Source organism: Acidobacteriota bacterium (genome assembly GCA_020349885.1).
Taxonomy (GTDB): Bacteria; Acidobacteriota.
Window position 1 is genome coordinate 1,659,024 of record CP070701.1, and the last position, 25,209, is coordinate 1,684,232.

Annotated in this window: 18 protein-coding genes; 11 read left to right on the forward strand and 7 right to left on the reverse strand. The window is 62.1% G+C overall.

Features of this window, described 5'->3' with window-relative positions; translation table 11 throughout:
• Positions 1–35: 35 nt before the first annotated feature.
• The 4 genes from yidC to rpmH all read right to left on the reverse strand — a co-directional run bounded on the left by yidC (position 36) and on the right by rpmH (position 2,870).
• Positions 36–1,928, reverse strand: a complete 1,893-nt coding sequence (gene yidC / locus JSV08_07155) for a membrane protein insertase YidC (protein ID UCF80284.1) — start codon at positions 1,926–1,928, stop codon at positions 36–38.
• The gene (gene yidD / locus JSV08_07160) at positions 1,925–2,191 is read right to left on the reverse strand and encodes a membrane protein insertion efficiency factor YidD (protein UCF80285.1); all 267 of its coding nucleotides are present in this window, start codon (positions 2,189–2,191) and stop codon (positions 1,925–1,927) included. The genes yidC and yidD overlap by 4 nt, the downstream gene beginning before the upstream one ends.
• A complete protein-coding gene (gene rnpA, locus JSV08_07165) occupies positions 2,188–2,655 on the reverse strand; it encodes a ribonuclease P protein component (protein ID UCF80286.1) in 468 nt (155 codons plus the stop codon). The genes yidD and rnpA overlap by 4 nt, the downstream gene beginning before the upstream one ends.
• An 80-nt stretch (positions 2,656–2,735) precedes the next feature.
• Positions 2,736–2,870: a 50S ribosomal protein L34 gene (gene rpmH / locus JSV08_07170; protein UCF80287.1), complete on the reverse strand. Its 135-nt coding sequence runs from the start codon at positions 2,868–2,870 to the stop codon at positions 2,736–2,738.
• A 157-nt stretch (positions 2,871–3,027) separates the two neighbouring features.
• Here rpmH and JSV08_07175 point away from each other — a divergent pair, with 157 nt between their 5' ends.
• The 5 genes from JSV08_07175 (at position 3,028) to JSV08_07195 (ending at position 12,198) form a co-directional block, all read left to right on the forward strand.
• Complete coding sequence (locus JSV08_07175; protein UCF80288.1) at positions 3,028–6,546, forward strand: protein kinase; 3,519 nt, start codon at positions 3,028–3,030, stop codon at positions 6,544–6,546.
• A gap of 159 nt (positions 6,547–6,705) precedes the next feature.
• Positions 6,706–7,362 carry a lytic transglycosylase domain-containing protein gene (locus tag JSV08_07180; GenBank protein ID UCF80289.1) on the forward strand — a complete coding sequence of 219 codons (657 nt, stop codon included), beginning with the start codon at positions 6,706–6,708 and terminating at the stop codon, positions 7,360–7,362.
• Between the two features lie 298 nt (positions 7,363–7,660).
• Positions 7,661–9,034, forward strand: coding sequence for a tRNA (N6-isopentenyl adenosine(37)-C2)-methylthiotransferase MiaB (gene miaB / locus JSV08_07185; protein ID UCF80290.1), 1,374 nt, complete (start codon positions 7,661–7,663; stop codon positions 9,032–9,034).
• Positions 9,035–9,107: 73 nt separating this feature from the next.
• On the forward strand, positions 9,108–10,109 hold the full coding sequence (locus JSV08_07190) for an undecaprenyl/decaprenyl-phosphate alpha-N-acetylglucosaminyl 1-phosphate transferase (protein ID UCF80291.1): 1,002 nt from the start codon (positions 9,108–9,110) through the stop codon (positions 10,107–10,109).
• 121 nt (positions 10,110–10,230) lie between these two features.
• Positions 10,231–12,198 (forward strand): glycosyltransferase family 39 protein, encoded by a 1,968-nt coding sequence (locus JSV08_07195; GenBank protein ID UCF80292.1) that lies wholly within the window; start codon positions 10,231–10,233, stop codon positions 12,196–12,198.
• 79 nt (positions 12,199–12,277) lie between these two features.
• Here JSV08_07195 and JSV08_07200 read toward each other — a convergent pair whose 3' ends face one another.
• The gene (locus tag JSV08_07200) at positions 12,278–12,934 is read right to left on the reverse strand and encodes a hypothetical protein (protein UCF80293.1); all 657 of its coding nucleotides are present in this window, start codon (positions 12,932–12,934) and stop codon (positions 12,278–12,280) included.
• Positions 12,935–13,322: 388 nt separating this feature from the next.
• On the opposite strand from JSV08_07200, the gene JSV08_07205 reads away from it, so the two are divergent.
• Positions 13,323–14,075: an rRNA pseudouridine synthase gene (locus JSV08_07205; GenBank protein ID UCF80294.1), complete on the forward strand. Its 753-nt coding sequence runs from the start codon at positions 13,323–13,325 to the stop codon at positions 14,073–14,075.
• A gap of 215 nt (positions 14,076–14,290) precedes the next feature.
• The gene (locus JSV08_07210) at positions 14,291–15,973 is read left to right on the forward strand and encodes a formate--tetrahydrofolate ligase (protein ID UCF80295.1); all 1,683 of its coding nucleotides are present in this window, start codon (positions 14,291–14,293) and stop codon (positions 15,971–15,973) included.
• Here JSV08_07210 and JSV08_07215 read toward each other — a convergent pair.
• Positions 15,957–19,202, reverse strand: a complete 3,246-nt coding sequence (locus JSV08_07215) for a fused MFS/spermidine synthase (protein ID UCF80296.1) — start codon at positions 19,200–19,202, stop codon at positions 15,957–15,959. The two genes, JSV08_07210 and JSV08_07215, sit on opposite strands and share 17 nt — an antisense overlap.
• Positions 19,203–19,498: 296 nt before the next feature.
• Here JSV08_07215 and JSV08_07220 point away from each other — a divergent pair, with 296 nt between their 5' ends.
• The 3 genes from JSV08_07220 to JSV08_07230 all read left to right on the forward strand — a co-directional run bounded on the left by JSV08_07220 (position 19,499) and on the right by JSV08_07230 (position 23,103).
• Positions 19,499–21,220, forward strand: a complete 1,722-nt coding sequence (locus tag JSV08_07220; GenBank protein UCF80297.1) for an electron transfer flavoprotein-ubiquinone oxidoreductase — start codon at positions 19,499–19,501, stop codon at positions 21,218–21,220.
• A gap of 118 nt (positions 21,221–21,338) precedes the next feature.
• Complete coding sequence (locus JSV08_07225) at positions 21,339–22,322, forward strand: WG repeat-containing protein (GenBank protein ID UCF80298.1); 984 nt, start codon at positions 21,339–21,341, stop codon at positions 22,320–22,322.
• Between the two features lie 4 nt (positions 22,323–22,326).
• On the forward strand, positions 22,327–23,103 hold the full coding sequence (locus tag JSV08_07230) for a hypothetical protein (GenBank protein UCF80299.1): 777 nt from the start codon (positions 22,327–22,329) through the stop codon (positions 23,101–23,103).
• Between the two features lie 163 nt (positions 23,104–23,266).
• Here the strand turns inward: JSV08_07230 and JSV08_07235 are convergent, their stop codons facing one another.
• A complete protein-coding gene (locus JSV08_07235; protein ID UCF80300.1) occupies positions 23,267–24,067 on the reverse strand; it encodes an ankyrin repeat domain-containing protein in 801 nt (266 codons plus the stop codon).
• 696 nt (positions 24,068–24,763) lie between these two features.
• Here JSV08_07235 and ndhC point away from each other — a divergent pair.
• Positions 24,764–25,120, forward strand: a complete 357-nt coding sequence (gene ndhC / locus JSV08_07240) for an NADH-quinone oxidoreductase subunit A (protein ID UCF80301.1) — start codon at positions 24,764–24,766, stop codon at positions 25,118–25,120.
• Positions 25,121–25,209: the final 89 nt, after the last annotated feature.

Below are 25,209 nucleotides of genomic sequence, written 5' to 3' on the forward strand. Positions count from 1 at the left end.
CTCCAACAAAGTTTATAGAAGGTTTCGAGTACATTCTACTTCTTCTTCTCGGCGTTTTCCGCATCTTCTTTTTCCGCGTCCTTCTTCTCGGCATCCTTTTTGCGGCGCCCCTTCTCCTTGGCGGGCTTCGGAGGGGCCGAGGCGTCGGTGGCCTTGTTAATCCAGCGCTGCTGCACGATGGACAAGACGTTGTTCGTGAGCCAGTAGAGAACGAGGCCGCTCGGGAAGCTCAGGAAAAGCCAGGTGAAGAAAACGGGCATCCACTTCATCAACCGCATCTGCAACTCGCTGCCCGCCGCGGCGGGGGGCTGGCTCATCCGCTGCTGAAGGAACATCGTGATTCCCATGACGATGGGCGTGACGTAGTAAGGGTCGGGCTGGGAGAGGTCTTTAATCCAGAGATAGAACGGTGCCTGCCGTATCTCGATCGAGACCATAAGGAGGCTGTAGAAGGCGAAGAGCACCGGCATCTGCAGGAGAAGCGGCAGGCACCCCCCGAGCGGATTCACCCCCTCCTTCTTGTAGAGCGCCATCATCTCCTCGTTCATCTTCTGCCGCGATTCCGCGTCTTTCTTTTTGCGGTACTTTTCCCGGAGGGCGCTCATCTTGGGCTGCAGCTTCTGCATGCGCCGCATGGAGACCATGCCCTTGTGCGTGAGCGGGTGGAAGAGGATTTTTACGACAACGGTCACCAGGATGATGGCGATGCCGTAGTTTCCCACGTATCCGTGGAAGAAATTGAGAAGCCACAAAAGCGGGAGCGAGAGCCACCAGAGGAAGCCCAGATCGACCAGGTCCGAGAGCTTCTGCTCCATTGGGCGCAGAACGCGGAAGTCCTTGGGAATGAAAGCCAGTTGCGTGAGGGCGTCGGCCGGAACGCCCAGGCCCGCCGCCTCGACTTCCACAAGGGGCTCCTCCTCGCCGGGAATCTTCTTCTCTTTCACCGCTGTGTGGAGGCGTGCCTCCGGAAAGCCCTGCTCCGACAGGGCGACGGCCGAGAAGTAGTTGTCGCCCATGGCGGCCCAGCGGGGCGCTTCGACGAGGCGCACCGAACCTTCCGCTACGGGCGCGTAGGGCAGGCTCTTAAAAACAAGGAGAAAGCTCGAGAGCATGCCCGCTTCGCTGCTTTTCGCCGCTTCCAGAACGTCATCTCTGGAGGCGCGCTCCACGCGCCACGCGCCTCCCTGCGAAAAGCCGAACACGAACTCGCGGATGTTGTAGAAACGGCTGCTCTCGGCCTCCTCGTCGGTGCCGAAGCCGGGGCCGAGCCTGACGTAGACGGGAAGGCGCACGCCGCCCTCGGCGGCCTCCACCTCCACCTCGAAGGGATAGGCATCCTTGTGAAACCGGAAAAATTTGCGCACGTAGAAATCGTCCTCGGAGGCGTAGAGAAACGTCGCGCGGATTTCTTTGTCCTGCTCCTCCACCTCGGACAGGTAGAGGGCGCGGTTGGCTTCCTCGGTGCGCCCGGGACGTCCGTCGATATCCACGGCGAGCGGCAGCCGATAGCCCATCGGCTTGGTGTTCATGCCGTCGTAGACCAGCTCGAGTGGCCTGCCCCCGGCGTCCAGGTACTCCTTCAGCACGAAGCTTTCCAGGCGCGCGCCGCGCGTCGTGAAGCTGGCGTGGAATTTGTCCGTGGAGAGGACGACCCCTTGCTCGCGCTCCGGGACGCCGGCGCGGTATACTTCGGAGAATTCTTTCCACCTCTCGCCCGCTTCCTCCGCTTGGTCAGGGGAGGGTTCTTCTGGCGGCGGTGCGTCCTCTTGACCCCCCTCAGGCGACGGGAGGGCCCCGTCAGGGGAAGGCTCTTGCACGGACTCCGGCTCAGGAGGGACGGGCTCGGGGGGCGTGAAGAGCTTGATCCACACCACGAAGATGAGCATGGAGAGTCCCAACGCAAGGAGCAGGCGCTGTTCGTGGCTCATCGCGGTGTGTGTTCTTCCCGCGGGCTCTCCGCGCCGCCCGGAGGCGGCACCGGGTCAAGGCCCCCGGCGCAGAAGGGATGGCACCGCAGCAGGCGTCCGAGCGTCAGCATCGCTCCGCGCACAAGGCCTTGTGTTCGAAAGGCATCTTCCGCGTATTCCGAACATGTCGGCAGAAAGCGGCACGAAGGCGGAAGGAGCGGCGAGACGAGCACGCGGTAAGCGCGCACCCCGAGAATAACCGCCAGCACGGACAATTGCTTCATCGTTCGGCTAGTTTTTTCAGGAGATTGCCGAGCGCCTGGGCGATCTCCGCGTAGCGAAGGCTCGACGCGTCCACGCCGTCGCGCGCGCGCAGAACAATGTCAAAGGAGTCGCAAAGGACGCCTTTTTCGCGGCGGTAGGCCTCGCGGAGAAGGCGCTTGAGGCGGTTGCGGCGCACGGCTTTGCCGACGCGGCGCGAAACGACGAGTCCCAGGCGGCTCGCTGGCTGTTTCGTGGGAAGCACATGGGCCACAAACCAGGGGAAGGCGTGCCGCTTGCCCTGGCGCATGACCCGCCTGAATTGCGCGGGCGTTTTAAGCCGCTCGGAGGGGCGAAACGCTTCCTTCTTGCGGCGCCCGGCGCCCGGCGCCTGCCGCGCCGCGGCGCCCGCACGGGCGGCGGGCCGCTTCGACGGGGGAACTGGGAATCCGGACTTTCTGGAAGAACGCTCCGAGGTTTCGCGCACAGCGTTTCCCTTTTTAGGAGGCCGGCGCCTTGTCCTCCCGATGGAAGGGTCAGCGCTCGGAACGGAGCGGAGCACCTCCCTCACACCGCGAGGTGATGGCGGCTCTTCTGGCGGCGGCGCTTGATGATCTTGCGACCGTTCTTCGTCTTCATGCGCTTTCGGAAGCCGTGCTTCTTGTGCCGCTTGCGGTTGTTGGGGCGGTAGGTGATGCTCATGGGTTTCTTTCCGCAGAGACTCTATCCTACAGGCGGCGGTGGCGCCTGTCAAGCGGCGACGGGCCTGAAACGCTTCTTTGACATTCCCTGCGAACGTTGCTACAGTAATAACGTTGCTAAAGTAATACGGTAATATAACAAGGGAGTCTTGGGAGTCATGGGCTACTGTCTCTTTTGCGACGTGGAGAACCCCCCCGGCGCCGTGTTCTGCTCGGGCTGCGGAGCATCGCTTGAGGAAGCGGCGGAGGGGGACAGCCTCGCACCCGCCTCGGCGCCCTCTTCGGGAGCGTCCCGCGCGGCCCCGGAGCCTCCCGTCGAGGCCGCGACGCCTTTTGCGAAGGGCTCGGTCCTGAGCGGGCGCTACGAGCTCCTGGAGGTCTCGGGCTCCGGCACCTACGCCTCCATCTGGAAAGCGCGCGACCAGCGAACGGGAGAGGCGGTGGCCGTCAAGGTTCTGGACTTTACTCCTTTCGACGAGGCGGAAAACAAGGAAGCCAAGGCACGGTTTCTGCGCGAGGGGGCCATCTGCCAAAAGCTGAAACACGACCACATCGTCCGCGTGTTCGAGGTCGACGAGGCCCAAGACACGCCCTATTTCGTGATGGAATGGATGCAGAGCCAATCCCTCCGCTATGTGCTCGACAAGAAGGGCGCCCTTGGCGTTCCGCAAGCCGTGGACATCGCCCGCAAGGTGGCGGAAGCCCTCGAGTGCGCGCACGGCATGGGCGTCTACCATCGAGATTTGAAGCCCGCGAACATCGTGTTCAACGAGGACGGCGAAGTGAAGCTCACCGATTTCGGCATCGCCAAGGTGCTCGACGACATGGGCGAGGGCGGCTTGACGCGCCCCGGCACGGTTCTGGGCACGATCGAGTACATCGCGCCCGAATACATTAGCGACGGCAGGGTCGGCCCCGCGTCGGACATCTACTCCCTGGGCATGGTGCTTTACGAAATGCTCGCCGGCCGGCTCGCGTTCACGGGAAAAACGCCCCTCGACATCATGCGCAAGCACCTGAAGGAAATTCCCGTGCCGCCGTCCCAGAAGAATCCCAACGCGGACATCTCCCCCCTTCTCGAATCGGTCGTCTTGAAGTGCCTGGACAAAAACCCGGAGGACCGCTACGGGAATCCCTCGGCTCTGCTCAAGGATTTAGACCGCGCCGTCCCCCGGCCCTCCGAGGCGCCGCAAGTCCCGGGGCAGGCGCCCGCGGAGGCGGGCATGGTGGGCCGAACGATTCGCGACTACGAAATCGTGGAGCTTCTGGGCGAGGGCGGCATGGCCTCGGTCTACAAGGCCCGCCACACGCGCCTCGGGAGCTTCCGCGCCATCAAGGTCATCCGCAGGGAACTGGGGGAGCAGCCCAATTTCTACGAGCGGTTCCGCGCCGAGGCCCAAATCGCCGAGCGTCTTTCCCACCCGAGCCTTGCGATCCTGCACGATTTCAGCCAGACCGATGACGGCCTCATCTACGCCGTCTGGGAGTTCGTCGAAGGGGACACGATTCAAAAACGGTTTGGAGCGGGAAAGCCCTTTCTGCCCCAGGAGGCCGCCGAAATCGTATGGCAGGTGGCCGGGGGACTCGTGGCCGCCCATCAACAGGGCATCTACCACCGCGACATCGCTCCCGACAACATCATTCTGCTTGCGACCGAGGACGGCTCCGTCCGCGTAAAGGTCATTGACTTCGGCATCGCCAAGTTCGTCCGCGGCGAGGACGAGAACGTCCAGACCGACTACCGCTACTTCCTCGGCAAAGTGGGCTACAGCGCGCCCGAGCAGATAGGAAACCTCAAACCGGGAGAGGTGCTCGACGGGCGCTGCGACGTCTTCTCTCTCGGCGCCGTGCTCTACGAGCTGCTCGCGGGGCAGCGGCTCTTTAAGGCCAACGCCTTTTTCCCTTACATGAAGGAGCTCGCGCTCATGGACCCCTCGAGCCTTGCGTTTCCGGGCTCGGTGCCCGAAGCGCTGCAAACGGTGGTGCGGCGCGCCGTCCAGCCCGACCGCAACGCGCGCTACGCCTCGATGGAGGAATTTACCGAAGAGTTTTTGCATGTGATGAATCAGGCGTTCGCGGAGCCGGCCCCGTCGGAGGAGGAGGCTCCCGAGCCCGCGGAACCCGAGCCCGCGGAACCCGAGCCCGCGGAACCCGAGCCCGCGGAACCCGAGCCCGCGCCCCCCGCGGCCGAGCGCGCCGCTCCCAGGCCGCGCCCTGTGGCGCCGGCCAAACCGGTGCCTCCTCCGCGGCTGCGCCCCATCACGGGGCAGGAAAAAATTCCCGAAAAACGCACGCCGTTCCGCCCGCCCCTCCTGCGGGAGACGGCGAGAATTAATTTGGAGCACGTCTCGCTTCCGGCGCTTTTGGGAAACATGTTTCGCCAGAAGAAAACCGGCGCCTTGTGCTTCTCCTTCGGCGCGCACCGCTTCGACGTGTACGCCCACGCCGGCGCGGTCGTCAACATCGCGGGAGACGGCGCGGCCTTCGTGAAGGACCTGCGGGGGCTGGCTTCGCCGCTGCGCTTCTTCACGCAGAATCCCGAAATCAAGTGCGCCTTCGGCGCGACAGGCCCGTCGGCCGTGCCGCACGATTTTTCCCTTTCGCTCGCGGCGCTCATGTGGGAGGTCTGCCAGCCGGAAGACGTGGCCAAGGCCGCGGAGGTCATGCGCGACATCAAGGCAAGTCCCGCGCTGACGATGTCCTCCATGGAGATTGCCAAGCACATTGCGCTCACGTCGGAAGAGGCGTACTTTTTGGGCATGGTGGAGGCCGCGTCCTCGTTCCGCGAGCTCTTGGCAAGCAGTCCCCTGGAGACCGATGACGCGGCGAGATTGGTTGCGTGTCTTGTGTGGATGGGCGCCATCCCCGTCGCCTCGGAAGAGCCCCAGTGGCTCGACGCGGATCTTTTCGAGCATGCCCTCAACGCCGAAACACTCGTCTCGAAAGAGCAGGAGGCCGAGAAGCAGAAGATACTGTCCTTTTACGAAAAGCTGCGCGAGGCGCCGGGGCCCGCGGACGTTTTGGGTGTTTCTTCGACGGCCATCGACGCGCATGTGGAGAGCGCCCACGCGGCCCTCGCGCAGGAGTACGCCGCGGAGCGCTTCTCACCGGCCGTGCGCAAGGCCCTCTCGCACGAGCTTGCCATGATCGGGATGCGCCTTTCGGAGGCCTATCTTCTCATGCTCAATCGCAAGGCGCGCGCGCCCGACCAGGCGCCGGTGCATGACGACGCCGAGCTGCTTGACGACGAGAAATACAGGGTGCGCGTGAGCACGATCAAAACGAGCAAGGAAAAAGAGCAGGAGGATAAGCTGCGCATCGCCGAGAGCTACTACCATCAGGCGCAAGCGGCCTTCAAGAAAAACGATTACTGGCCGTGCATCCAACTCTGCGAAGCCGCCGTTTCGGCTAACCCCGGCCGCCCCGAGTTCTACATCCTCATGGGGCGAGCGCAAAGGAAGAACCCGAAATGGATCAAGAGAGCCATCACCTCGCTCGAAAAGGCCATCTCGCTTGATCTCGTGAACGAGGAGGCCCGCCTGGAGCTTGCAAAGCTCTACATCGAGAAGGGCATGAAGACGCGCGCGCGCCATGAACTTGAGGAGCTCATGCGTCACATCCCCAAGTCGCAGGAAGCCGCCGACCTTCTCAGTGGGCTCGGAAAGAGAAAACGGTAGTCGGTTTCCGGCCAAAAAGACGCAAGGGAGGGATTCAGGGCGTAAGCACCGCAAATCAGCCCCAATCTATGGGGGGACTTGACAAACGCTACAAAATGTGGTATACTCACTTCTTTGATGGCGTAATCAAGGGAATTATCCGCCTAAGGGCGGGGGCATATGAAAGGGAGACAAGTTCGATGCGCCTTGGGAGCCGCGCTGTGCCTCGGCATGGGGGTGAGCCTTAACCTCGCGCCGAGCGACGGCCCTTCTGTGCGCTCCCCCGTTCCGCAGCACCAGGCGCGCCACGCCGAGCCGGTCCTGATGATGGACGGCTTCAACTGGCACGAGGTGTTCCAAATCAAGCACTACCTCGAACGCTATCCGGCCCCCCTGTCCGAGCAAGAAGCGGAGACCATTGCCTACGCGGTGTACCTCGCAAGCCTCAAGTACAACCTCTCGCCGGAGATGATTCTCGCCGTGATAGCCACCGAAAGCTCCTTCAATGCCCAGGCCGTCTCGCCCAAGGGCGCCGTGGGACTCATGCAGATTATGCCCTCGACGGGGCAGTACCTTGCGGCGGGGCTGGGATTCGGTCTGGAGAGCGACACGGAGAGGCTCACCGATCCCTGGCTCAACATCGACTGCGGCGCCTACTACTTGAGAGACCTGATGCGCCGCTTCGGAAGCGTCGAGACCGCCCTCGTCGCCTACAACTACGGCCCGACCGAAATCGCCTACCGAATCGAGAGCGGCGATTTTTCCCCCCGCGCCTACAGCTATCCGAAGAAAGTTCTTCGAGAGAATTGGCCGGGCGCGCTCGCCCCGCTGCGATAGAGGACGGGGCCTGCGCACCGCGGCCCGAGACCGTAAACAAAAAGGGGCGCATAAGCGCCCCTTTTTTGAGGAGGGACTGTGCGCAGTTTGTGGAAACTGCGCTGTCTAGGGTGCCCCCAGAATAGCACGGGGGGTGCCCGTTGTCAAGCGTGTGTACGGGCCCCCAATCCCGATATAGAGGAAGAGGATTGAAAAACAAGGCCTTGTCCGCCCCGCCGCTTCCTTGCTTGTATATCGGGATGGGGGAGGGCAGGGAGACGTTGACGCGGCGTCGGAGATGGCCCATACTTAAAAAAGTATGGAAGCGCCGAAACGCTATTTCGTCGAGACCTGGGGCTGCCAGATGAACGACCACGACTCGGAAAAGCTGGCCGGGCATCTGGAGCGGCGCGGCTACCGCACCTGTGCGGCGGCCGAGGAGGCCGACGTCATCCTGCTCAATACGTGCTCTGTGCGCGGCAAGGCCGCCGAGAAGTTCTACTCTGACCTTGGCCGCCTGAAGCTCCTCAAGCGCCGCCGCCCCGACCTTCTCCTCGTCGTCTGCGGGTGCGTGGCCCAGCACGACCGGGAGCGCGTTCTGGAGCGCGCGCCTTACGTGGACGTCGTCCTGGGGACGCGCGGCACGAACCACTTGCCCGAGCTCCTCGACCGCCGCATCGAGGAGCAGACCCCGCAGGTCGATATGCGACGCTACGCCGATGCGCTCTACTACGATCCGCGGTACATCCGGCGCGGCTCGAAGGTGAAGGCGTACATAACGGCTATGGAAGGCTGCAGCAAGGTCTGCACCTTCTGCATCGTGCCCGTGACGCGCGGCGCCGAGGTGAGCCGCCCGTTCGAGGACGTTCTCGCCGAGGCCCGGTTGCTCGCCGAGCGGGGCTACAAGGAGGTGCAGATACTCGGGCAGAACGTCAGCTCCTATAGCTCGGGCGGCAGGGATTTTGCCGACTTGCTAGAAGCGGTGGCGCGGGTGAAGGGGCTCGAGCGGGTGCGCTTCGTCACGTCCTACCCGAGCGAGTTCACCGAGCGGACGATGGACGTCATGGCCGCCTACGACACCATCGCCAAGGCCCTGCATTTTCCCGTGCAGGCCGGCTCGAACCGCGTGCTCCGGCGCATGAAGCGTTTCTATACGCGCGAGGAGTATCTCGAAAAGGCGGCGCTTCTTCGCAAGAAGATGCCCCGAATCGCCCTCTCGACCGACGTCATCGTGGGCTTCCCCGGCGAGACGGAGGAAGATTTCCAGGAGACGATGTCGCTCGTGCGCGAGGCGGGTTTCGAGTGGATGTATTCGTTCAAGTATTCTCCGCGCCGCGGCACGCCCGCCGCGCGCTACGAGGACACGGTGCCCGAGGCCGCGAAGCGGGACCGCCTGGAGCGGCTCCAGGCCATGCATCGACCCATGCAGGAGCGGGCGCTGCGCGCCTGCGAGGGACGCACCGAGGAGGTGCTCGTGGAGGACTCGAGCAAGAGGGGCGGGGGCGCCCTCACCGGCCGCACCGAGGCGAACTACGTGGTGAATTTCCCGGGCGACGCCGCGCTCGTCGGGCGGCTCGTGCCGGTGCGCATCGAGCGAGCCAACCCGAACAGCCTGTGGGGAGAAGTTGTTTCCAACTCCGCGTCGCGGTCCCTCCTCGGCGGCGCCCGGCCGCACGGACAGGCGGGCCTTTAGGAGGAGGCTCACCTTGGAGGGAATTGTGCCGGGTCCATGAGAAAGCTCACGAAGAGCGCACCTTAAAGCGCCTATGCTGCTCCTGCTCCTCGCCTTCGCGCTTTCTTTTCTTCTCTCCCTTTACGGGACGCCGCTGGCCGCGGCGGCCGCGCGCCGCTTCGGCATCGTGGACCGGCCGGATGGACACCTGAAGGTTCATACCGAGTCCGTTCCCTACCTCGGCGGCCTCGCCGTCTACATCGCCTTTCTTCTCTCCTACGGCGTCGTATTCGACTACGAGCCGCGAATTTTGGGACTTCTGCTTTCCGCGAACATTGTGGTCACGCTGGGTCTTCTCGACGACTTCGGGGCCATCACACCCAAGGTCAAGTTCCTTGGCCAGCTTCTTGCCGCGTTCGTGCTGGTGCGCAGCGACATCGTCATCGAGCTCGCCATCCTGCCGCCGTGGCTCAACGCGGCGCTCACCGTCATCTGGGTCATAGGCATGATGAACGCACTCAACATCATCGACATCATGGACGGCCTCGCCGGCGGTACGGCCCTGGTCGCGGCCGCGTTTTTCATGGGTATCTCCGTGCTCACGAACGCCTCTTTTATGAGCTTCGTGGCGGCGACGCTTCTTGGAAGCCTTCTCGGCTTCCTGCGCCACAACTATCATCCGGCGAGCATTTACCTGGGCGACACGGGAAGCATGTTCCTGGGCCTCGTACTGGCCACGTTCGCCCTGGTCGCCGACTACTCGGACCGAAATCCTTTGGGCTTCCTTAGTCCCCTTTTTATCCTGTGCGTTCCCCTGTTCGACATGGCTTACGTAAGCCTTTTGAGGACGCTTAAAGGACGCCCCTTCTATTTTGGCAGCAAGGACCATTACGCGCTCCGCCTCCAGGGGAAATGGCCCTCCGTTCCCGCCGTGGTGAACGTTTCGTGCCTGGTGGGAATCGCGGGGGGCGTGTTGGGGGTTGCGAATATGTTCGTCTCGCCGCGGACGAGCCTCGTCATGCTCGGCGGGGTGTTGGTTTTCTTTTCGGGCGTGGGCGTCTGGCTTGCGGGCGGGCGCGGGGACGAGGAGGCGTAGGGCGTACCGCTATGGGATGGCTGTACGTGAGCCTGGAGAAGGTCAGCGGCGATTTCCTGGAAGCCCTCAGGAGCCATTTCTCGAAACGCATGGCCCGGGATTCCCGAGGGGTGCCCTGTCCATGATGTGGGAGAGCCGCTCGCTGGGGCGCGGCGCGGCCGCCGCCGCGGCGCTGTGGGGTGTGGGGATGCTGCTCGTGCAAGCGCATGCCCATGTTCGTGTGTGGGCGGAAGCCCTCGGCGTCTGGGTGCTGCTCGGCGCGGCCGTGCTGGCGATGCGCGGCGTAGGCGAAGTGGTTCTCGACGCCGCCCTTGGAGAATGGAAAGAGGGTTTTCTCCTGAGAACGCTTGCGGCCGTCGGGGTGGGAATGGGAGTGCTGAGTCTTCTCATGTTCTTTCTGGGACTCGCTGGCCTGTACAACCCCTGGACGGCCTACGGCGCGCTGGCGGTGGCGCTCGCCGCGACGGCGGGGCGGACTCGCCGCTTTGTCCTGGCCGCATGGGAGCGAGGCGGAGCGTGGATTCGCTCGCTGAGCGCCGCGGAGGCGGCGCTCGGCCTCGCGCTCGCCGGCGTGCTCCTCGTCCCCGTCGTGCTGTCCTTCGTGCCGCCCACCTTTTACGACACGCTGGCGCTCAATCTGGGCCTTTCAAACCGTTACGTGCTGGAGGGCGGTCTTTCAACCTACCCTTACAACCACCACACGTTTTTTCCTCAGAACACCGAGATGCTCATCACGTTCTTTCTCCTGCTTTTTCCCTCCTACGAGCTGGCGCAGGCGTGGAACGCGCTGGCGGCGGTCTTCTCCGCGGCGGCCGTGTACGCGCTTGCGCGTATATGGCTCCCGCGCGCGTGGTCGTTCGCGGCTTCCCTCCTCTATATCACGACGCCCGCCGTGCTGGGCCTGGGAAGTATTCTTAAAAACGATACGACCATTGCCTTTATCTGCGTCTTGTCGCTCGCCTTTGCCGAGCGCGGATTAACGGAGCGACGCGGCGCGCTGCTTGCGCTGAGCGGCGTGCTCGCGGGCTGGGCCATGGGGGCGAAATACTCCGCCGTCGTGTTCGGCGCGGCGCTGGGGGTTGCCGTCACGTTGAGCGCCGGATGGCGCCGCCGCTCGCTCGGGGCCGCTGCGAAGGCCGCCGCGGTCTTCGGCACGGTGGCGGTCTTGGTGGCTTCGCCCTGGTACGTTCGAACCGCCGTCCGCACGGGGAACCCCGTCTATCCCGCCTTCGGCCATGTTTTTCCCATGCCGCCGTTTGCGGGAACTCAGTACGAACATGATATCCTGAGCACGCGCGGGGTTTCGGAATTTTTTCTTCTTCCCTGGCGGCTCACGATGGAAAGCCGCCGCTACGGCCACTTCGGCGAGCCCGGAGTGTTCTATCTGGCCGCCGTTCCACTGGTGCTTTTCGCGGCGGCGAGGATGCGGTCCCTGCGCTGGCTTCTCGCGTGGTCGGCGCTCATGTACGTTTTGTGGGCGGCGACCCTCGTGTGGCTGCGGCTGTTGTTTCCGGCGCTTGCGGTCTGGGCCGTGGCGGCCGTGTGGGGCATGCGGCGGGCGGGCGAGGGTCGGCCGTGGCTCCGCCGGGCGCTCGGGGGGCTCGCCGGCTGGTGCGTTGCCGTCAATTTGTTCTCGTTTGCCGTGTACCACCACGCCGTTATCGAGCCGGCCGTGCCGCTCTTCGGCGCTCCGCACGAGCGCGAGGAATGGCTCGCGCGCCATGTCCCTTACCGCCCCGCGGCGCAGTGCGCCAACGAGAAGCTCGCGCCTTCGGACAAAATTCTTCTGGTCGGCGAAACCCGCACCTATTATCTTCGCGTTCCCCACGAATCGGACACGGCCTACGACCGCACGGCGATCGTGGAATACGCGGCGGAGGCGGACTCCGCCGAGACGCTGGCCCGCGTCCTGCGCGAAAAAGGTTTTACCCATCTCCTCATCCATGCGCGGGAAGTCGAGCGCCTGCACCGCCAGTACGGCTATATGGCATTTCACGAAGGCGGGCACCTGGAGATTTTTCAGGCGCTTCTCGCGCAGTGCGCCCCCGTCTGCTCGGAAAACGGCGTGGAGCTTCTTCAGCTTCCCTGAAGGGAAGCGTCCGCGCGTCTAGCCGGAGAACACGCTTAAATACTCGGGACGCTCGTGGTTCCGCAAAGCGCTGGAACTGCTATGTCTGCCGCAGGGTAAAGAGACCGCGCGCCAGGACGGGCGAGCCCTCGTTCTTCGAGACCCGAACGGGCTTCCGGGACTCGTCATCCTCGAAAAGGTAATACAACGGCGTGAGCACGAAGCGCTTGAGGGCGATGCGCTGTCCGAGGCGGACGGCCACGATGTTTCCCTCGGCGGTCGAGGCGCCGCGGTCGCTCCAGTCGAGGGCCAGCATGTCATCCGGGCGAAGGCTCGAGCGGAGCGCCTTCGTCTGCACCGTCACGAGGCACGTCTCGTCGGGGTGCATGAGCCAGGCTTTGGGCAGGAGAATCCGACGCTCGATCTGGGTCCGTTTGGGAGGCAGATTCGCCAGCGCCGCGATGCGCTTGAGGAGCGGCACCGCCGCGGCTTCTACCAGGGCGTTGGGAGGAGGCGTCGTGCGGTAGTCCGCGAAGGGCGCGCGCACGCTGGGTGAAATAGCGGAAGAAGCATCGTAAACTGCCGTGCTCGGCTCATCGTCCTTGGGCAGATACTGTGGGTCGTGCCCGAAGAGCAGCCAGCTTGGGTTGAGTTGAAAAAGCTCGGTGAGCTTCATCAGGATGTCGGCGCCCGGCGTCATGATCCCCTTCTCGTAGCGCAGCACGCTCTGGAAGTGAATACCCAGCAGATGGGCCATATTCTCTTGCGTGAGGTTCTGGCTTTTGCGAAAGCTGCGCATGCGCTCGCCGAGGGAGCCGCCGCTCGAGGCGGACGAGAAGCGTCGGGTCGTTTTAGTTTTTAGGAGAGAGGTTTTTTTAATGGGTCGTTGTGTGGTGGTGTGCCGCAATTACGGTACGGGTCGTTTGCCGAAAGGCAACGGAAGAAAACCCGAAAACGCTGCGGCGTTGTTTCGTTGCGTCGAAAGGGAACATAACCATCTTCTGGGTACCATCCCGACCGTGTTAATGGCAGTATCACTTTATATACATATACAGGAATATAATATACAGGATGGACGGGCTGGATGTCAACCCCCCCGCGGCTGGGCGGGCCCGCCGGACCGCCGCGTGCTATCATGCCCTGCCATGGAAGAGCGCCTTCAAAAGATTCTTGCGCGCGCCGGCGTCGCCTCCAGGAGGCGCGCCGAGCGGCTTCTCTCGGAGGGACGGGTCACGGTGAACGGCCGCGTCGTGCGCACGCCCGGGGCCAAGGCCGACGCGGCGCGCGATTCCATAAAGGTGGACGGAAAGCTCGTTAGCAGGCCGGAGCGCAAGGTCTATCTTCTTTTTCACAAGCCGCGGAACGTCGTGACCACGCTCGACGACCCGCGCGGACGGCCCTGCGTCCGGGATTTCCTCAAGCGCGTCAGGGAGCGCGTGTACCCGGTAGGAAGGCTCGATTTTGCGAGCGAGGGGGCGCTTCTTCTCACGAACGACGGCGAGCTCGCCCGGGCGCTCATGCACCCTCGGCACGGGGTCGAGAAAATCTATCACGTGAAGGTGCAGGGCAGGCCAGGCGAGAAAACGCTCGACCGCCTGCGGCGTGGCATCCGCCTCGACGGCGTCCGCCTGCGGCCCTGCCGCATCCGCCGCCTTCGGCAAAAGGAGCACACGTGGTTCGAGATAGCCCTGCGCGAGGGGCGCAACCGCCAGCTGCGGCGCATGTTCGGCGCCGCGGGGCATCCCGTGCTCAAGCTCAGGCGCGTCGCCGTCGGCCCCGTCGCGCTCGCGCGTCTTGAGCCCGGCGGGCGTCGCTCGCTCAGGCGCCGGGAGGTCGAGGCGCTCCGCCGCGCCTGCATGAGCGGAATTTGCAAACCAGGAAAGGCTGTGCTACCGTAGCCGCGCCATGGTGATGGCAAAGGTTACGTCCGCTCACGAACGTCTACGCTTGCGTTGCGCCAAGCCATGACCACGGCACGTACACTTCCTACGGGCGTCGAAACCGCCCGGAAGACGAGACGGCTTCCCGTCTATATGGCGGCGAAGCCGGGTCTTGTAATAGACGAAAAAACAATCCATGCTCACGAACGTTTACACCTGGAGTTTGTCAAGACATGAGCCCAAAAACGCTTCCATCAGACATTGAAATAGCCCAGAAGGCGAAATTACTTCCCATCGAGAAGGTGGCTTCGAAGCTGGATCTCGGCAAGGACGAATATGAGCCCTACGGCCACCACATAGCCAAGGTGCGGCTCTCGGCCATCGAGAAACGGAAAAACAAGCCCGACGGGAATCTTATTCTTGTTACGGCCATGACGCCCACGCCGATGGGCGAGGGCAAGACCCTTACGACCATCGGGCTGGCGCAGGCGCTCACCAAGCTGGGGCTGAAGACGCTCGTGGCGATTCGCGAGCCTTCGATGGGCCCCGTCTTCGGCATCAAGGGCGGCGCGGCGGGCGGCGGCAATAGCCAGGTGGTGCCGATGGAGAACATCAACCTCCACTTCACGGGCGATTTGCATGCCCTCACCTCCGCGACGAACCTTCTTGCGGCCCTCATCGACAACCACATCCACTTCGGCAACGCCCTCGACATCGACCTCAAGTACGTTCTCTGGAATCGGGCCATGGACATGAACGAGCGCGCCCTGCGCAACGTCGTCGTCGCCCTGGGGGGAACCACGAACGGCGTCCCCCGCGCGGACGCTTTCGACATCACGGTGGCCTCGGAGACGATGGCCATTTTCTGCCTGGCTTCGGATGTGCCGGATCTCAAGAAGCGCCTGGGGAACATCCTCGTAGCCTACAACCGCAAGGGCGAGCCTGTCACCGCGGATAAGTTGAAGGTGCACGGCGCCATGGCGGTCCTCTTGCGCGACGCGCTCCAACCCAACCTCGTCCAGACGCTCGAGGGCGTGCCCGCCTTCGTGCACGGCGGCCCGTTCGCCAACATCGCCCACGGCTGCAACAGCCTCATCGCCACCCGGCTGGCGCTGAAGACCGCCGACTACGTGGTCACGGAGGCCGGCTTCGGGGCGGACCTGGGCGCCGAGAAATTTTTCGACATCAAGTGCCGCGCCGGGAACCTCAAGCCGCGCGCCACGGTGCTTGTGGCCACCATGCGCGCCCTGCGCTGGCACGGCGGCGCCGCGCGCGACGAGGTGCTGAAGCCGAACCTCGACGCCGTGAAGCGCGGAATCGTGAACCTCGAGAAACACATCGAGAACATCGGGAAGTTCGGCGTCCCCTGCGTGGTCGCCCTCAACCGCTTCACCCAGGATACCGACGAGGAGATCAAATGGGTGCTTTCCCATGTCAAGGGCCTCGGCGCGGAAATAGCCCTGTCGGAAGTGTGGGAAAAGGGAGGCGAAGGCGGGCTCGACCTCGGCCGCAGCGTCATGGAGGCCACGAAGAAAAAGTCGAAGTTCAGCCCCATCTACGACGTCAAGGAATCGATTCCCGACAAGATCAACAAGATCGCCACCGCGATCTACGGAGCCTCGGGCGTCGAGATCAGCCCCGCCGCCAAGAAGATGATCGCCCGCCTCGAGTCCTTCGGCCTCGACAAGCTCCCGGTCTGCATGGCGAAAACGCAGTACAGCCTCACCGACAACCCGAAGGTTCTCGGCCGCCCGACCGACTTCACCATCCAGGTCCCCCGCATCCGGCCGAGCGCCGGCGCCGGCTTCCTGGTGGCCCTCACGGGCGAAATCATGACCATGCCGGGCCTTCCGCGCGTCCCGTGCGCCGAGGCCATCGACCTCGACGACAAGGGCCGGATCAAAGGGCTGTTCTAGCAGAGGCCATCCCGGAGTCCTCTTCGCGCGCTCCCGAGCCAAAGGCGTCGTAGCGAGGGGTTGCGTGTTTGCGAAGGTTGCTTGCGAGGGGGCGCCTGGCGCCGAAATCCCTCCGTGCCTTCAGCAACGTGACTTCGTCCGGATTGTAGAAGAGCCCCTCCTTCAGAAGCTTCAAGGCCGATTCCGTTTCGCCCTGGCGGTGGAGCAGGCGGGCTTCGAGCTCGAAGGCTTGCGGGTAGTACGGATTCTTTTTCTTCGCGATTCGCGCGTAGATCAGGGCCTCATTCAAACGCCCCTGCTTTTCAAGCGCCTCGGCCAGTCCGATTGCCGCGCTATGGTACGAGTTGCTCCAGCGATATTCCAGCGTTCTGCGAAAATATTCTTCCGCCTGCGCGTAATCTTTTTCCTCGAGAGCGAATATTCCCGAGGCAAGCAAGGCATCCGGAAGATCGGGCACCATGGCTAAGGCTTCTTTTACGAGCGTTTTGGGCCGCACCGACTTCTGCTGCAATTGGAGATTCTTGAGCGCCCGTGCAACGGCGATTGTGGCACGCAAGAAAGCCTTCCTTCGCTTTTCGCCTTCCTCTTTCCACGCACCTATGTTTTCCACCATCGCCTCGTTGCCTTCTTCTTCAAAAGCATCATGGAATCCCGAGACAATCGGCCCGCGCCAATACTGCCAGTAGTCGAAGATCTCGGAGTCGCCACGCACCTCGAATCCGGATAAATACATGAAATTGATGATTGCCTCCACGGCTTCCTCCATGGGTATGCCGGGTACCGTCTTCTTAAGATCGGCCGCCCTGCTTTTTGCGAACCGCTTGACAAGTTCCGACCCTATGTCCTGCAATCCCATATTGAAGAAGTCGTAAGGCATCCGGTGCTCCAGCCACGCGTTGTCGTCCGTGTTGCGCTCCACCGTATCGGCTATGTATTTTTCCACCCCGTCCGTACCGGCGAGAAAGAAGAAGAGAAGTTCGAGGGGATTCTGAATCTTGAAGTCGTAAAACGCTTCGCGGACATATTCCCGGTTGAAACGCTCCTCGAGAGTCTCCCACGGGATCGCGATCGGCTCACGCGAAGCGAGGGTCAGCGAATCGCCCGATCTTGTCATGAAGACGGCTACGTGCGGAAAGACTTCATGCAGGGTTGCCAGTACGGCCTTGAACGTTTCCTCGGAGACCTCGTAAAGCTGAAACCATTGGCAGAAGACGCCGTCGGGCGCCAACCGCGCGCGTACCAGCTTGTAAAAATCAACCGTAAAGAGATTGGCAATTCCTGCAATCCACGGATTGGAAGGCTCCGACGTTATCACGTCGTACACTTTGTCCGTGTAAGTCATCTGGATGCGCCCGTCTTCGAGTATCAGGCGCGTGCGGGAATCGGCAACGGGATCGTGGTTGAGGAACTTGAAATACAGGGTCGAGCCTTCCATGACGCTTTCCTCGATCTCCACGATGTCGAGCGATTCGATGAAGGGATAGCGGAGCATGGTTCCGGTAGTCATGCCGCTTCCGAAACCGATGACGGCTACGCGGCGGGGATTGCGGGCGAACAGCATCGGAAGCTGCCCGCTGAGAAATTGCGTGTAAAGATCTGCGGCGTGTGAACTGGCATCCACCTTACCCGATATCCTCAGACTGACGGTGCCCGGGAATCTTAGAATCGCCACGGTCGTGTTGATGCCCTCGCGGTAATAAAGCATCGACTGTCCCTCAAGTATTTTCCTTTTGTCGAATTCTTTCGCACGACGCATTTCACGATAGAATCCTTGGTTGAGAAGAAGCGCGTCCCAACCGGGAAGAATCGCAATGCCCACAACCGTGGCGAGGGCGGCGGTAAAGGCGAACGCTGTCTTGGGAACTATCCTCACCTCATGCGCGGCCATGCACAGGATGATCCCCAACACCACGCTCAACCCGCTCGCTATCAGCACTGTCCTCCACATCCCTATCCCAGGCACCAGCCAAAACCCCGCAACCAAACTTCCCACGACCCCTCCCGCCGTGTTCAGCACGTACAACCCTCCCACGTTGCTCTCCGGCCTCATTCCTTCTCTCGCCGCCTCCCGAAACACCCTCACCACCACCGGAAACAGCGCACCCATACCCAAAGTCGGCAACAGGACCACCATCCCCGCGATGACTCCCTGCGCGACGATGCTCCACTCCACTCCCTTTCCGCTTACCATCGTCCGGAACAAAGTAAAATACCACTTCGGCAACTCGTTGTAGAACGCCATCGTCCCTAGCGCCGTCAGTCCAATCGCCGCCTCCATTCCCGCCATCACCATCAACGGCCTCTTCACTTTCTGCACGCACCTCGCGGCCGCCACGCTTCCCAGTCCCACTCCCGCCAGGAACATCGCCAGCATCACCGAAAACGCGTGCACGCTCGGCCCCAGCACCAGCGCCAGCAGCCGGCACCACCCCACCTCGTACACCATCGCTACCGCTCCCGACACCAGAAATACCCCCCCGATCAATTTCTGCATTCCCGTCCACCCTTTTTGCCCCGCCTTTTCCCCTCTTTCTCCTTCAGGCTTTTTCCTCTGCTTGATTCCCTTTGCCTCCGCGGCTTCCCGTGATCGCACATCCGTGATGGCTCCCACCCGCCGGTGTATCAACCACGCCGCCACGCCCACCACGCCGTCCGTCATCCCCACCGCCACGCACGTCTTCCACAACCCGAGCCACGGCACCAGCACAAACCCCGCCGCCAGCGTCCCCGTCACCGCTCCCAGCGTGTTCACCCCGTAGAGAATCCCCGCCTCGAAATCGTACCTCTTCTTCCTCCTACCGTACGCCCCCACCACCACCGGGAGCGTCATCCCCATCAGCGTCACCGGCACCATCATCACCACGAACACCACCGCGAAGCGCGCCAGCAGGAACGTTCCGTGCCCGGGCTCCAGGGCGTTGTAGAGCACCCGAAACAGAGGCTCGGTCGAGCGGAACAGAGGGATGGAGGCCATTCCGCAGAGGGCGATGCCCCACTCCATCACGGCGTAGGCCATCAGGGGGGTGCGGACGAGCTTTGCGTAGCGTCCGGCGAGGCCGCTTCCGAGGCAGAGGCCGACCATGAAGGCGGCTACGACGGTGGAGACGGCGCAGAGGGTGTTGCCGAGAACGTAGGAGAGCTCCTTGGCCCAGACGACTTCGAGAGCGAGGCTCGTCGCTCCCGAGGCGAAGAAGCACAGACCAAGCAGCCACCTCTCGCGAATGCTCATGCAGAAATACCGTCCTTCACCCTAGGGTGTAGGAATCCGCTTGTTTCACATAAGAGCAATTTCAGTATACGGCAGCCGAAAAGTGTTTGCAACTATGCTAAGATCCGATGTGTCGCCAGTTTTGGTATTGGGGAACTCGCTTGCGCGACGAGCGCAGCGTGTCACGGCGTTAGAAAGAATTGAGGCTTTATCGGAGTTTTCGGTTTGTAATTGAGTGCGGGCTTGCCCGACACAGGCGGGCTTGCCCCGACGAAGTCGCGGGTTGACACCTCCTCTTACGCCCAACATACTGGACGATGAGCAAGGGAAACGACGTCCGGCGCGAAGTCCTCGACGCGGACGTGCTGTTCGTGGGAGGGGGGCCGGCGTCCCTCGCGGGGGCAGTGCGGCTGAAGCAGCTGGTGGACGCGCACAACGCGGCCGTCGAGGGCGGCGAGAAGCAGGGCGGGCGCCTCGACCCCGTTATCCTGGTCATCGAGAAGGGCGCGCACATGGGGGCGCACGGCATCTCGGGCGCCGTCATGGACCCGAGGGCGCTGGAGGAGCTTCTTCCCGACCACATGGAGAGAGGCTTTCCCCTCGAAAGCAGGGTCACCTCCGACGACGTGGCCTACCTGACGAAGCGGCGCGCGTGGAAATTGCCCTTCGTGCCGCGTTTTCTGGACAACCGCGGCCATTACGTCGTGTCGCTCTCGCGCGTGGCGGCGTGGCTATCCAAGCAGGCCGAGGCGATGGACGTCCAGGTTTTTCCGGAGTTCGCGGGCGCCCGGCCCCTTCTCGAAACTTGTCCCGACGCCTGCGTCGGGGGCAAGCGCCTCATCGGCGTGCGCACGGGCGACAAGGGCGTCGGCGCCGACGGGAAGCGCAAGGCGAACTTCGAGCCGGGCGTGGACATCCACGCCGAGGTCACGGTCGTGGGGGAGGGCCCGCGCGGCACGATTACGAAAGTGCTCGCGGACGAGCTGAAGCTCGACGCGGGGAAAAACCCGCAGGTGTATTCCATAGGCGTCAAGGAGGTGTGGGAGGTCAGGCCCGAAAACCACGAGAAGGGCCGCGTGCTCCACACCATGGGCTGGCCGTTGGGGGGGAGCGTCTACGGCGGCGCCTTCGTCTATCACATGGACAAGAATCTCGTCTCGCTCGGCCTGGTCGTCGGCCTCGACTACGCGAACCCTTACCTCGACCCGCAGGTCGAGCTCCAGCGCCTCAAGCGCCATCCCCGCATCGCGAAAGTGCTCGAGGGGGGGGAATGCGTCCAGTACGGCGCGAAGACCATCCCGGAGGGCGGGTGGTTCTCGGTGCCGCGCCTCTACGGCGAGGGCTTCATGCTCGCGGGCGACAGCGCCGGTCTTCTCGACTCGCGTCGCCTGAAGGGCATCCACCTCGCCATGAAGAGCGGCATGCTCGCGGCGGAGACGGCGTTCGAGACGCTCGTCGAGAAGGATTCCTCAGCCCGGGTGCTCTCGCGCTACGCCGGGCGCGTCGAGCGGAGCTGGATCAAAGAGGAACTCTGGCCCGTGCGCAACTTCCACCAGTGCTTCAAGGGCGGCCTGCTCCAGGGAATTGTCCGCTCATCGCTCCACTCGCTGCTCGGGGGCCGGGGTTTCCTAAAGCGCCTTCCTACGAGGCCCGACCCCTCGTACTACGGCAGGGCCGGGGATTTCGACCCGGCGTGCGCCGTGGACAAGTACGACGACCGCCTGACGTTCGACAAGCCGAAGTGCGTCTATCTCTCGGGCGCCATTCACAGCGAGGACCAGCCCGCCCACCTTCACGTCGCCGACACGGAGGTTTGCGTCACGCGCTGCCGCGAGGAATTCAAGAATCCCTGCGAGCGGTTCTGCCCGGCGAAGGTCTACGAGATCGTCGAGGACGCGGGCGCGCCGCGGGGCCTGCGCCTGCAGATTAATTTCTCGAACTGCGTCCACTGCAAGACCTGCGACATCAAGGACCCCTACCAGATAATCACCTGGGTGACGCCCGAGGGCGGCGGCGGCCCGAGGTACAGCGTGCTTTAGCCGCCGGAGGCGGCAAAGCCGAACAGGGGTTAGGGGATAGGGGACAGGGGGTAGCCCATAATCAGCACAATCGCTGTTTACTTCAGTAGAAAAGGCGTATAATTTCGATTAGGACAACATGAATACGCTCAAAGGGATCGGGATCGATTCTACAATTGTGGGCCTTGGGCCACGGAACGTGCTGCAAATCGTTCTTTGCGTGCTTTGCATCGCATTCCTGACGATCAGTTGCGTCGAGAAGAAAACAGGGAATGCGCTTCCAGAGGCGCACGCGGAGGGTGCGGTGGACGAGAAGGAAGAGCCATGCGAGGGGCACGACCACGCCGACAAGGACACAAATTCCACGGACACACCACGCATCGAATTGCGTGGGAAGTATTCCGAAGGCCTGGCTCCAGCACTGATAGCCCATCATCCTGATAGTGGCATTGAAATCGGAATGGGTTACGTGAACTTAGACGGGGAAGTTGTGATAGACGGAAGGTTCTATCAGCCGGGAGATTTTTCAGAGGGGTTGGCCCGTGTCGTGTCAATGGAAAACGAGAAGGTGGGATTTATCGACAAGAAAGGCAACTGGGTGGTCGAGCCTCAATTCATTCCTCATGCGCTTGAGTCTTGCGGTCCCGACCCAGAGCTTGAGTATTTCTCGGAAGGCCGCGCGCTTGTTTACACGGAGGAAGCGTGTGGCTTTATCGACAAGACCGGAAAATTCGTGATCGGCCCGAAGTTCACTCAAGCGGGGAAGTTCTCGGATGGCCTTGCACCCTTCATCAACCTCGTGAAGGACGAAGAGGATGAAAGCGGACGACGTGTCATGGACTGGGAAGCCGGATACATCGATCGCGAGGGCAACGTCGTTATAGAGCCGAAGTTTGAATGGGCACTGAGTTTCTCGGAAGGCTTGGCCGCTGTTGAGATCAACGATAAGTGGGGGTTTATTGACAAGACGGGGGAATTTGTCATTCCCCCTAAATTTCCTGTGGTCTATGGCGAGTATACCAATCCAGGACCGTTCAAGGACGGCAAGGCAACTATTACTACAGAGAATGGTTATGGGACAATCGACCGCACGGGGAAGTTCGTGGATGAGGCGGCGGAGTAGAGGGATGAAAAACACCATCCTGGTGATTCTCTGCCTCGCAGTTCTTGCTGCCTCGTGGGGAGTGGCTGCCGAGGCGAAGGAGAAAGCATCCGGCCCGGAGGAGGACGGAACGGCCGGGGAGACCTCTCTCTTCGACGACATCCGGAAGGAGGGGTGTACGGGCGTTCAGTACAATTTCTTTCTTAATACCCGGGACAATAAACTTTACGCCGAAATGAAGCGTGAACAGCAAGTACTTGCGTATTACCACGCCCACGGTGGTTTAGGAGATAAAGGGTATTCCGGTCCCACGTATGCCGATATGCAGCGCGCAGGAATGCTCAAGGAATTCGAGATTCAACTCGACCAATTGGTCGTCAGCGAAGAATATATTTTCGCGCTCGACTCTGACGGATTTGTTCACGTGGCTACATTTGGAGACGATGGTGAGGTCGGTGAGCTTCAGGACCCCGATAAATTTGACCTGGATGTGTACGAATACATGGTATTGAATGAAGATAATGCTCTCCAAGATCCAGACCTTACAATGCTTCTCGCCGAGCAAATGGTGGATGTGATGGAGGATCTAAACCTTTCCACGGTTCCTCATTCCGCAGGCTATTTCCACCACACGAAGTACTACATTGGACATGTGCTCCTTCAGCAAGGGGGAATTTATCTTGTCCCCACCAAGAAAAAGAAATGGAAAGAATTAGTCATCTGGCACCCCACGGAAGTGTACATTTTCTTCGATAGTCAAACCTTGGAGATTATGGACGTTCGCATAGCACATTGCCGATGACCTGCAAGGGAGGGGCGCGGTAGGAGCCCCGCCCCGTCGGGCTCAACCCCGACTAGAGTCGGGGCAAGTCTTCCTCGTAGTGGTTTGGGCGGCGGCACAGCCGCCGATGATTAATGACTGATGTTTAATGACTGATTTTTCATTAATCATTTTACATTTTTCATTAATCATTTCTTAGGTCCTCCGCTCCGCCTTCGAGCAGAAGATTTTCTATCTCCGTATGGCCTTGCCTGGAGGCAAAAAACAAAGCGGTTCGATTCTGGTGTTTTGCGTTCACGTCCGCGCCCGCGTCGATCAGGGCCTCCACAATCTCGGTGCGGCCCCCCGTTGCCGCCCACATCAGGGTGGTCCTGCCGTGTCCGTCCCTCGCGTTCACGTCCGCGCCCGCGTTGATGAGGATCTTCGCCGTCCCGGTGCGGCCGTTCCGCGCCGCAACCGTCAGTGCGGTCCCGAGGTCCTCGGCCGCCGCGTCCACGTCCGCGCCAGCGTCAATCAGGGCCTTCACCGTCCCGGTGCGGCCCCCTCCCGTAGCGGAAATCAGCGCGGTCATACCGTCTTCGGCCGCCGCGTTCACGTCCGCGCCCGCGTCAATCAGGAACTTCGCCGTCTCGGTGCGGCCCCCCGCCGCCGCCCACATCAAGGCGGTCCCGCCGTATCCGTCCTTCGCGTCCGCGTCCGCGCCCGCGTCAATCAGGACCTTTGCCATATCGGTGTGGCCCCCTCTTGCGGCGGACATAAGCGCGGTCAGGCCGTCTTTGTTCTTCGTGTTCGGGCTCATGTCCGCACCCAGAAACAACTCGACTGCAACCAGGTCGTTTTCCTTCACCCGTTCCAGAAAACCGGCCTCGCTGTAGGAGATATTCATCCGCGCCAGCTCCTTGCGGGCGTCCTCCGGGCCCCCGCCGCAGGCGGTTGTTAATAGCAGGATGCCCATCCAAAAAAGCAGTTTGTTCGGCTGGTTCATCGCGGCTTCCTTTTTCACCGGCGGTATTCGGGCGCGCCGGGGCCGGGGGAAAAACACATTCGTCTCAGCGCGAGAGTCTACCACCGGCCCCGGGGGGGAAGGCAAGCTTCCAGCCCGCAACGCCAAGCGCTTGTCGCGGCGTGTAGCCAGGGGCAAGTAGCCTGTAGCCAGCTATTCAGTTTTTCGGTTACTCCGTTACCCCGAACAGAGAAACAGGGAAATCGGCAAATCCGGCAAAAGCGGCAAAATGCTTGACAAATCGCCGGAGCGGCATACATGGAGAAGTATGGAGTGTCGCGTATGGAGTATAGCGTATGAAGGCACCGCCCCCGACGCGTTGGGGCAAGCCGTTAGCAGTTGGCAGTTAGCAGTTAGCGACTGGAAAATTTTAAATTCCGCTCGCCAACGGCCAAAGGCTAACGGCCAACGGCCCTTTGTCATCGGTTATCCGGTTCCGAGCCGCAGGCGAAGGACCGTGGAGAGAAACCCCAGGGAGGGGGCACCCCCCTCCCCCCTCAATTTACAGAACGAACCTACCAAGTGCGCGAAAACAAAGGATTTTTTAATTTACACCTAGGAACGAACCTACGAATCGAAGGACGTAGAACGATAGAACGTATGGGATTTTCGGTCATTGGTCATCTGTCATCTGGCATTTCGTCGCGGGGTGTGCTACAATGCGCCGAGGTCAAGCCCATGCTGAAACATTACCTTCCCGTGGCCATCGTGGCGGTCATCGCGACCGGAGCGGCGGCGGGGATGTTAATCCTCTCGTGGTTCCTCGGCCCGAAGCGCATGACGGCGGAGAAGGCCTTTCCCTACGAGAGCGGCATGCCCCTTCTCGACGAGCAGCGCAAGCGCCACTCCGTCCGCTTCTATCTCGTGGCGGCGCTCTTCATCCTCTTCGACATCGAGGTCGCGTTTCTCTTTCCGTGGTCGCTCGTGTTCCGGGACCTCGGCGTGGGCGGGTTCGTGGAGATGCTCGTCTTCATCGGGCTGCTCCTGGCGGGCTTCGTCTACGTATGGAGGCGGGGGGCCCTGGAGTGGCAGTAGCGCGGCTCCGGTCACGATAGAAAGGAAACATACATGAGCAAGGCACCGAATGTACAGACCCGGTCGAGGTCGGAGGTGGCCGAGCAGCG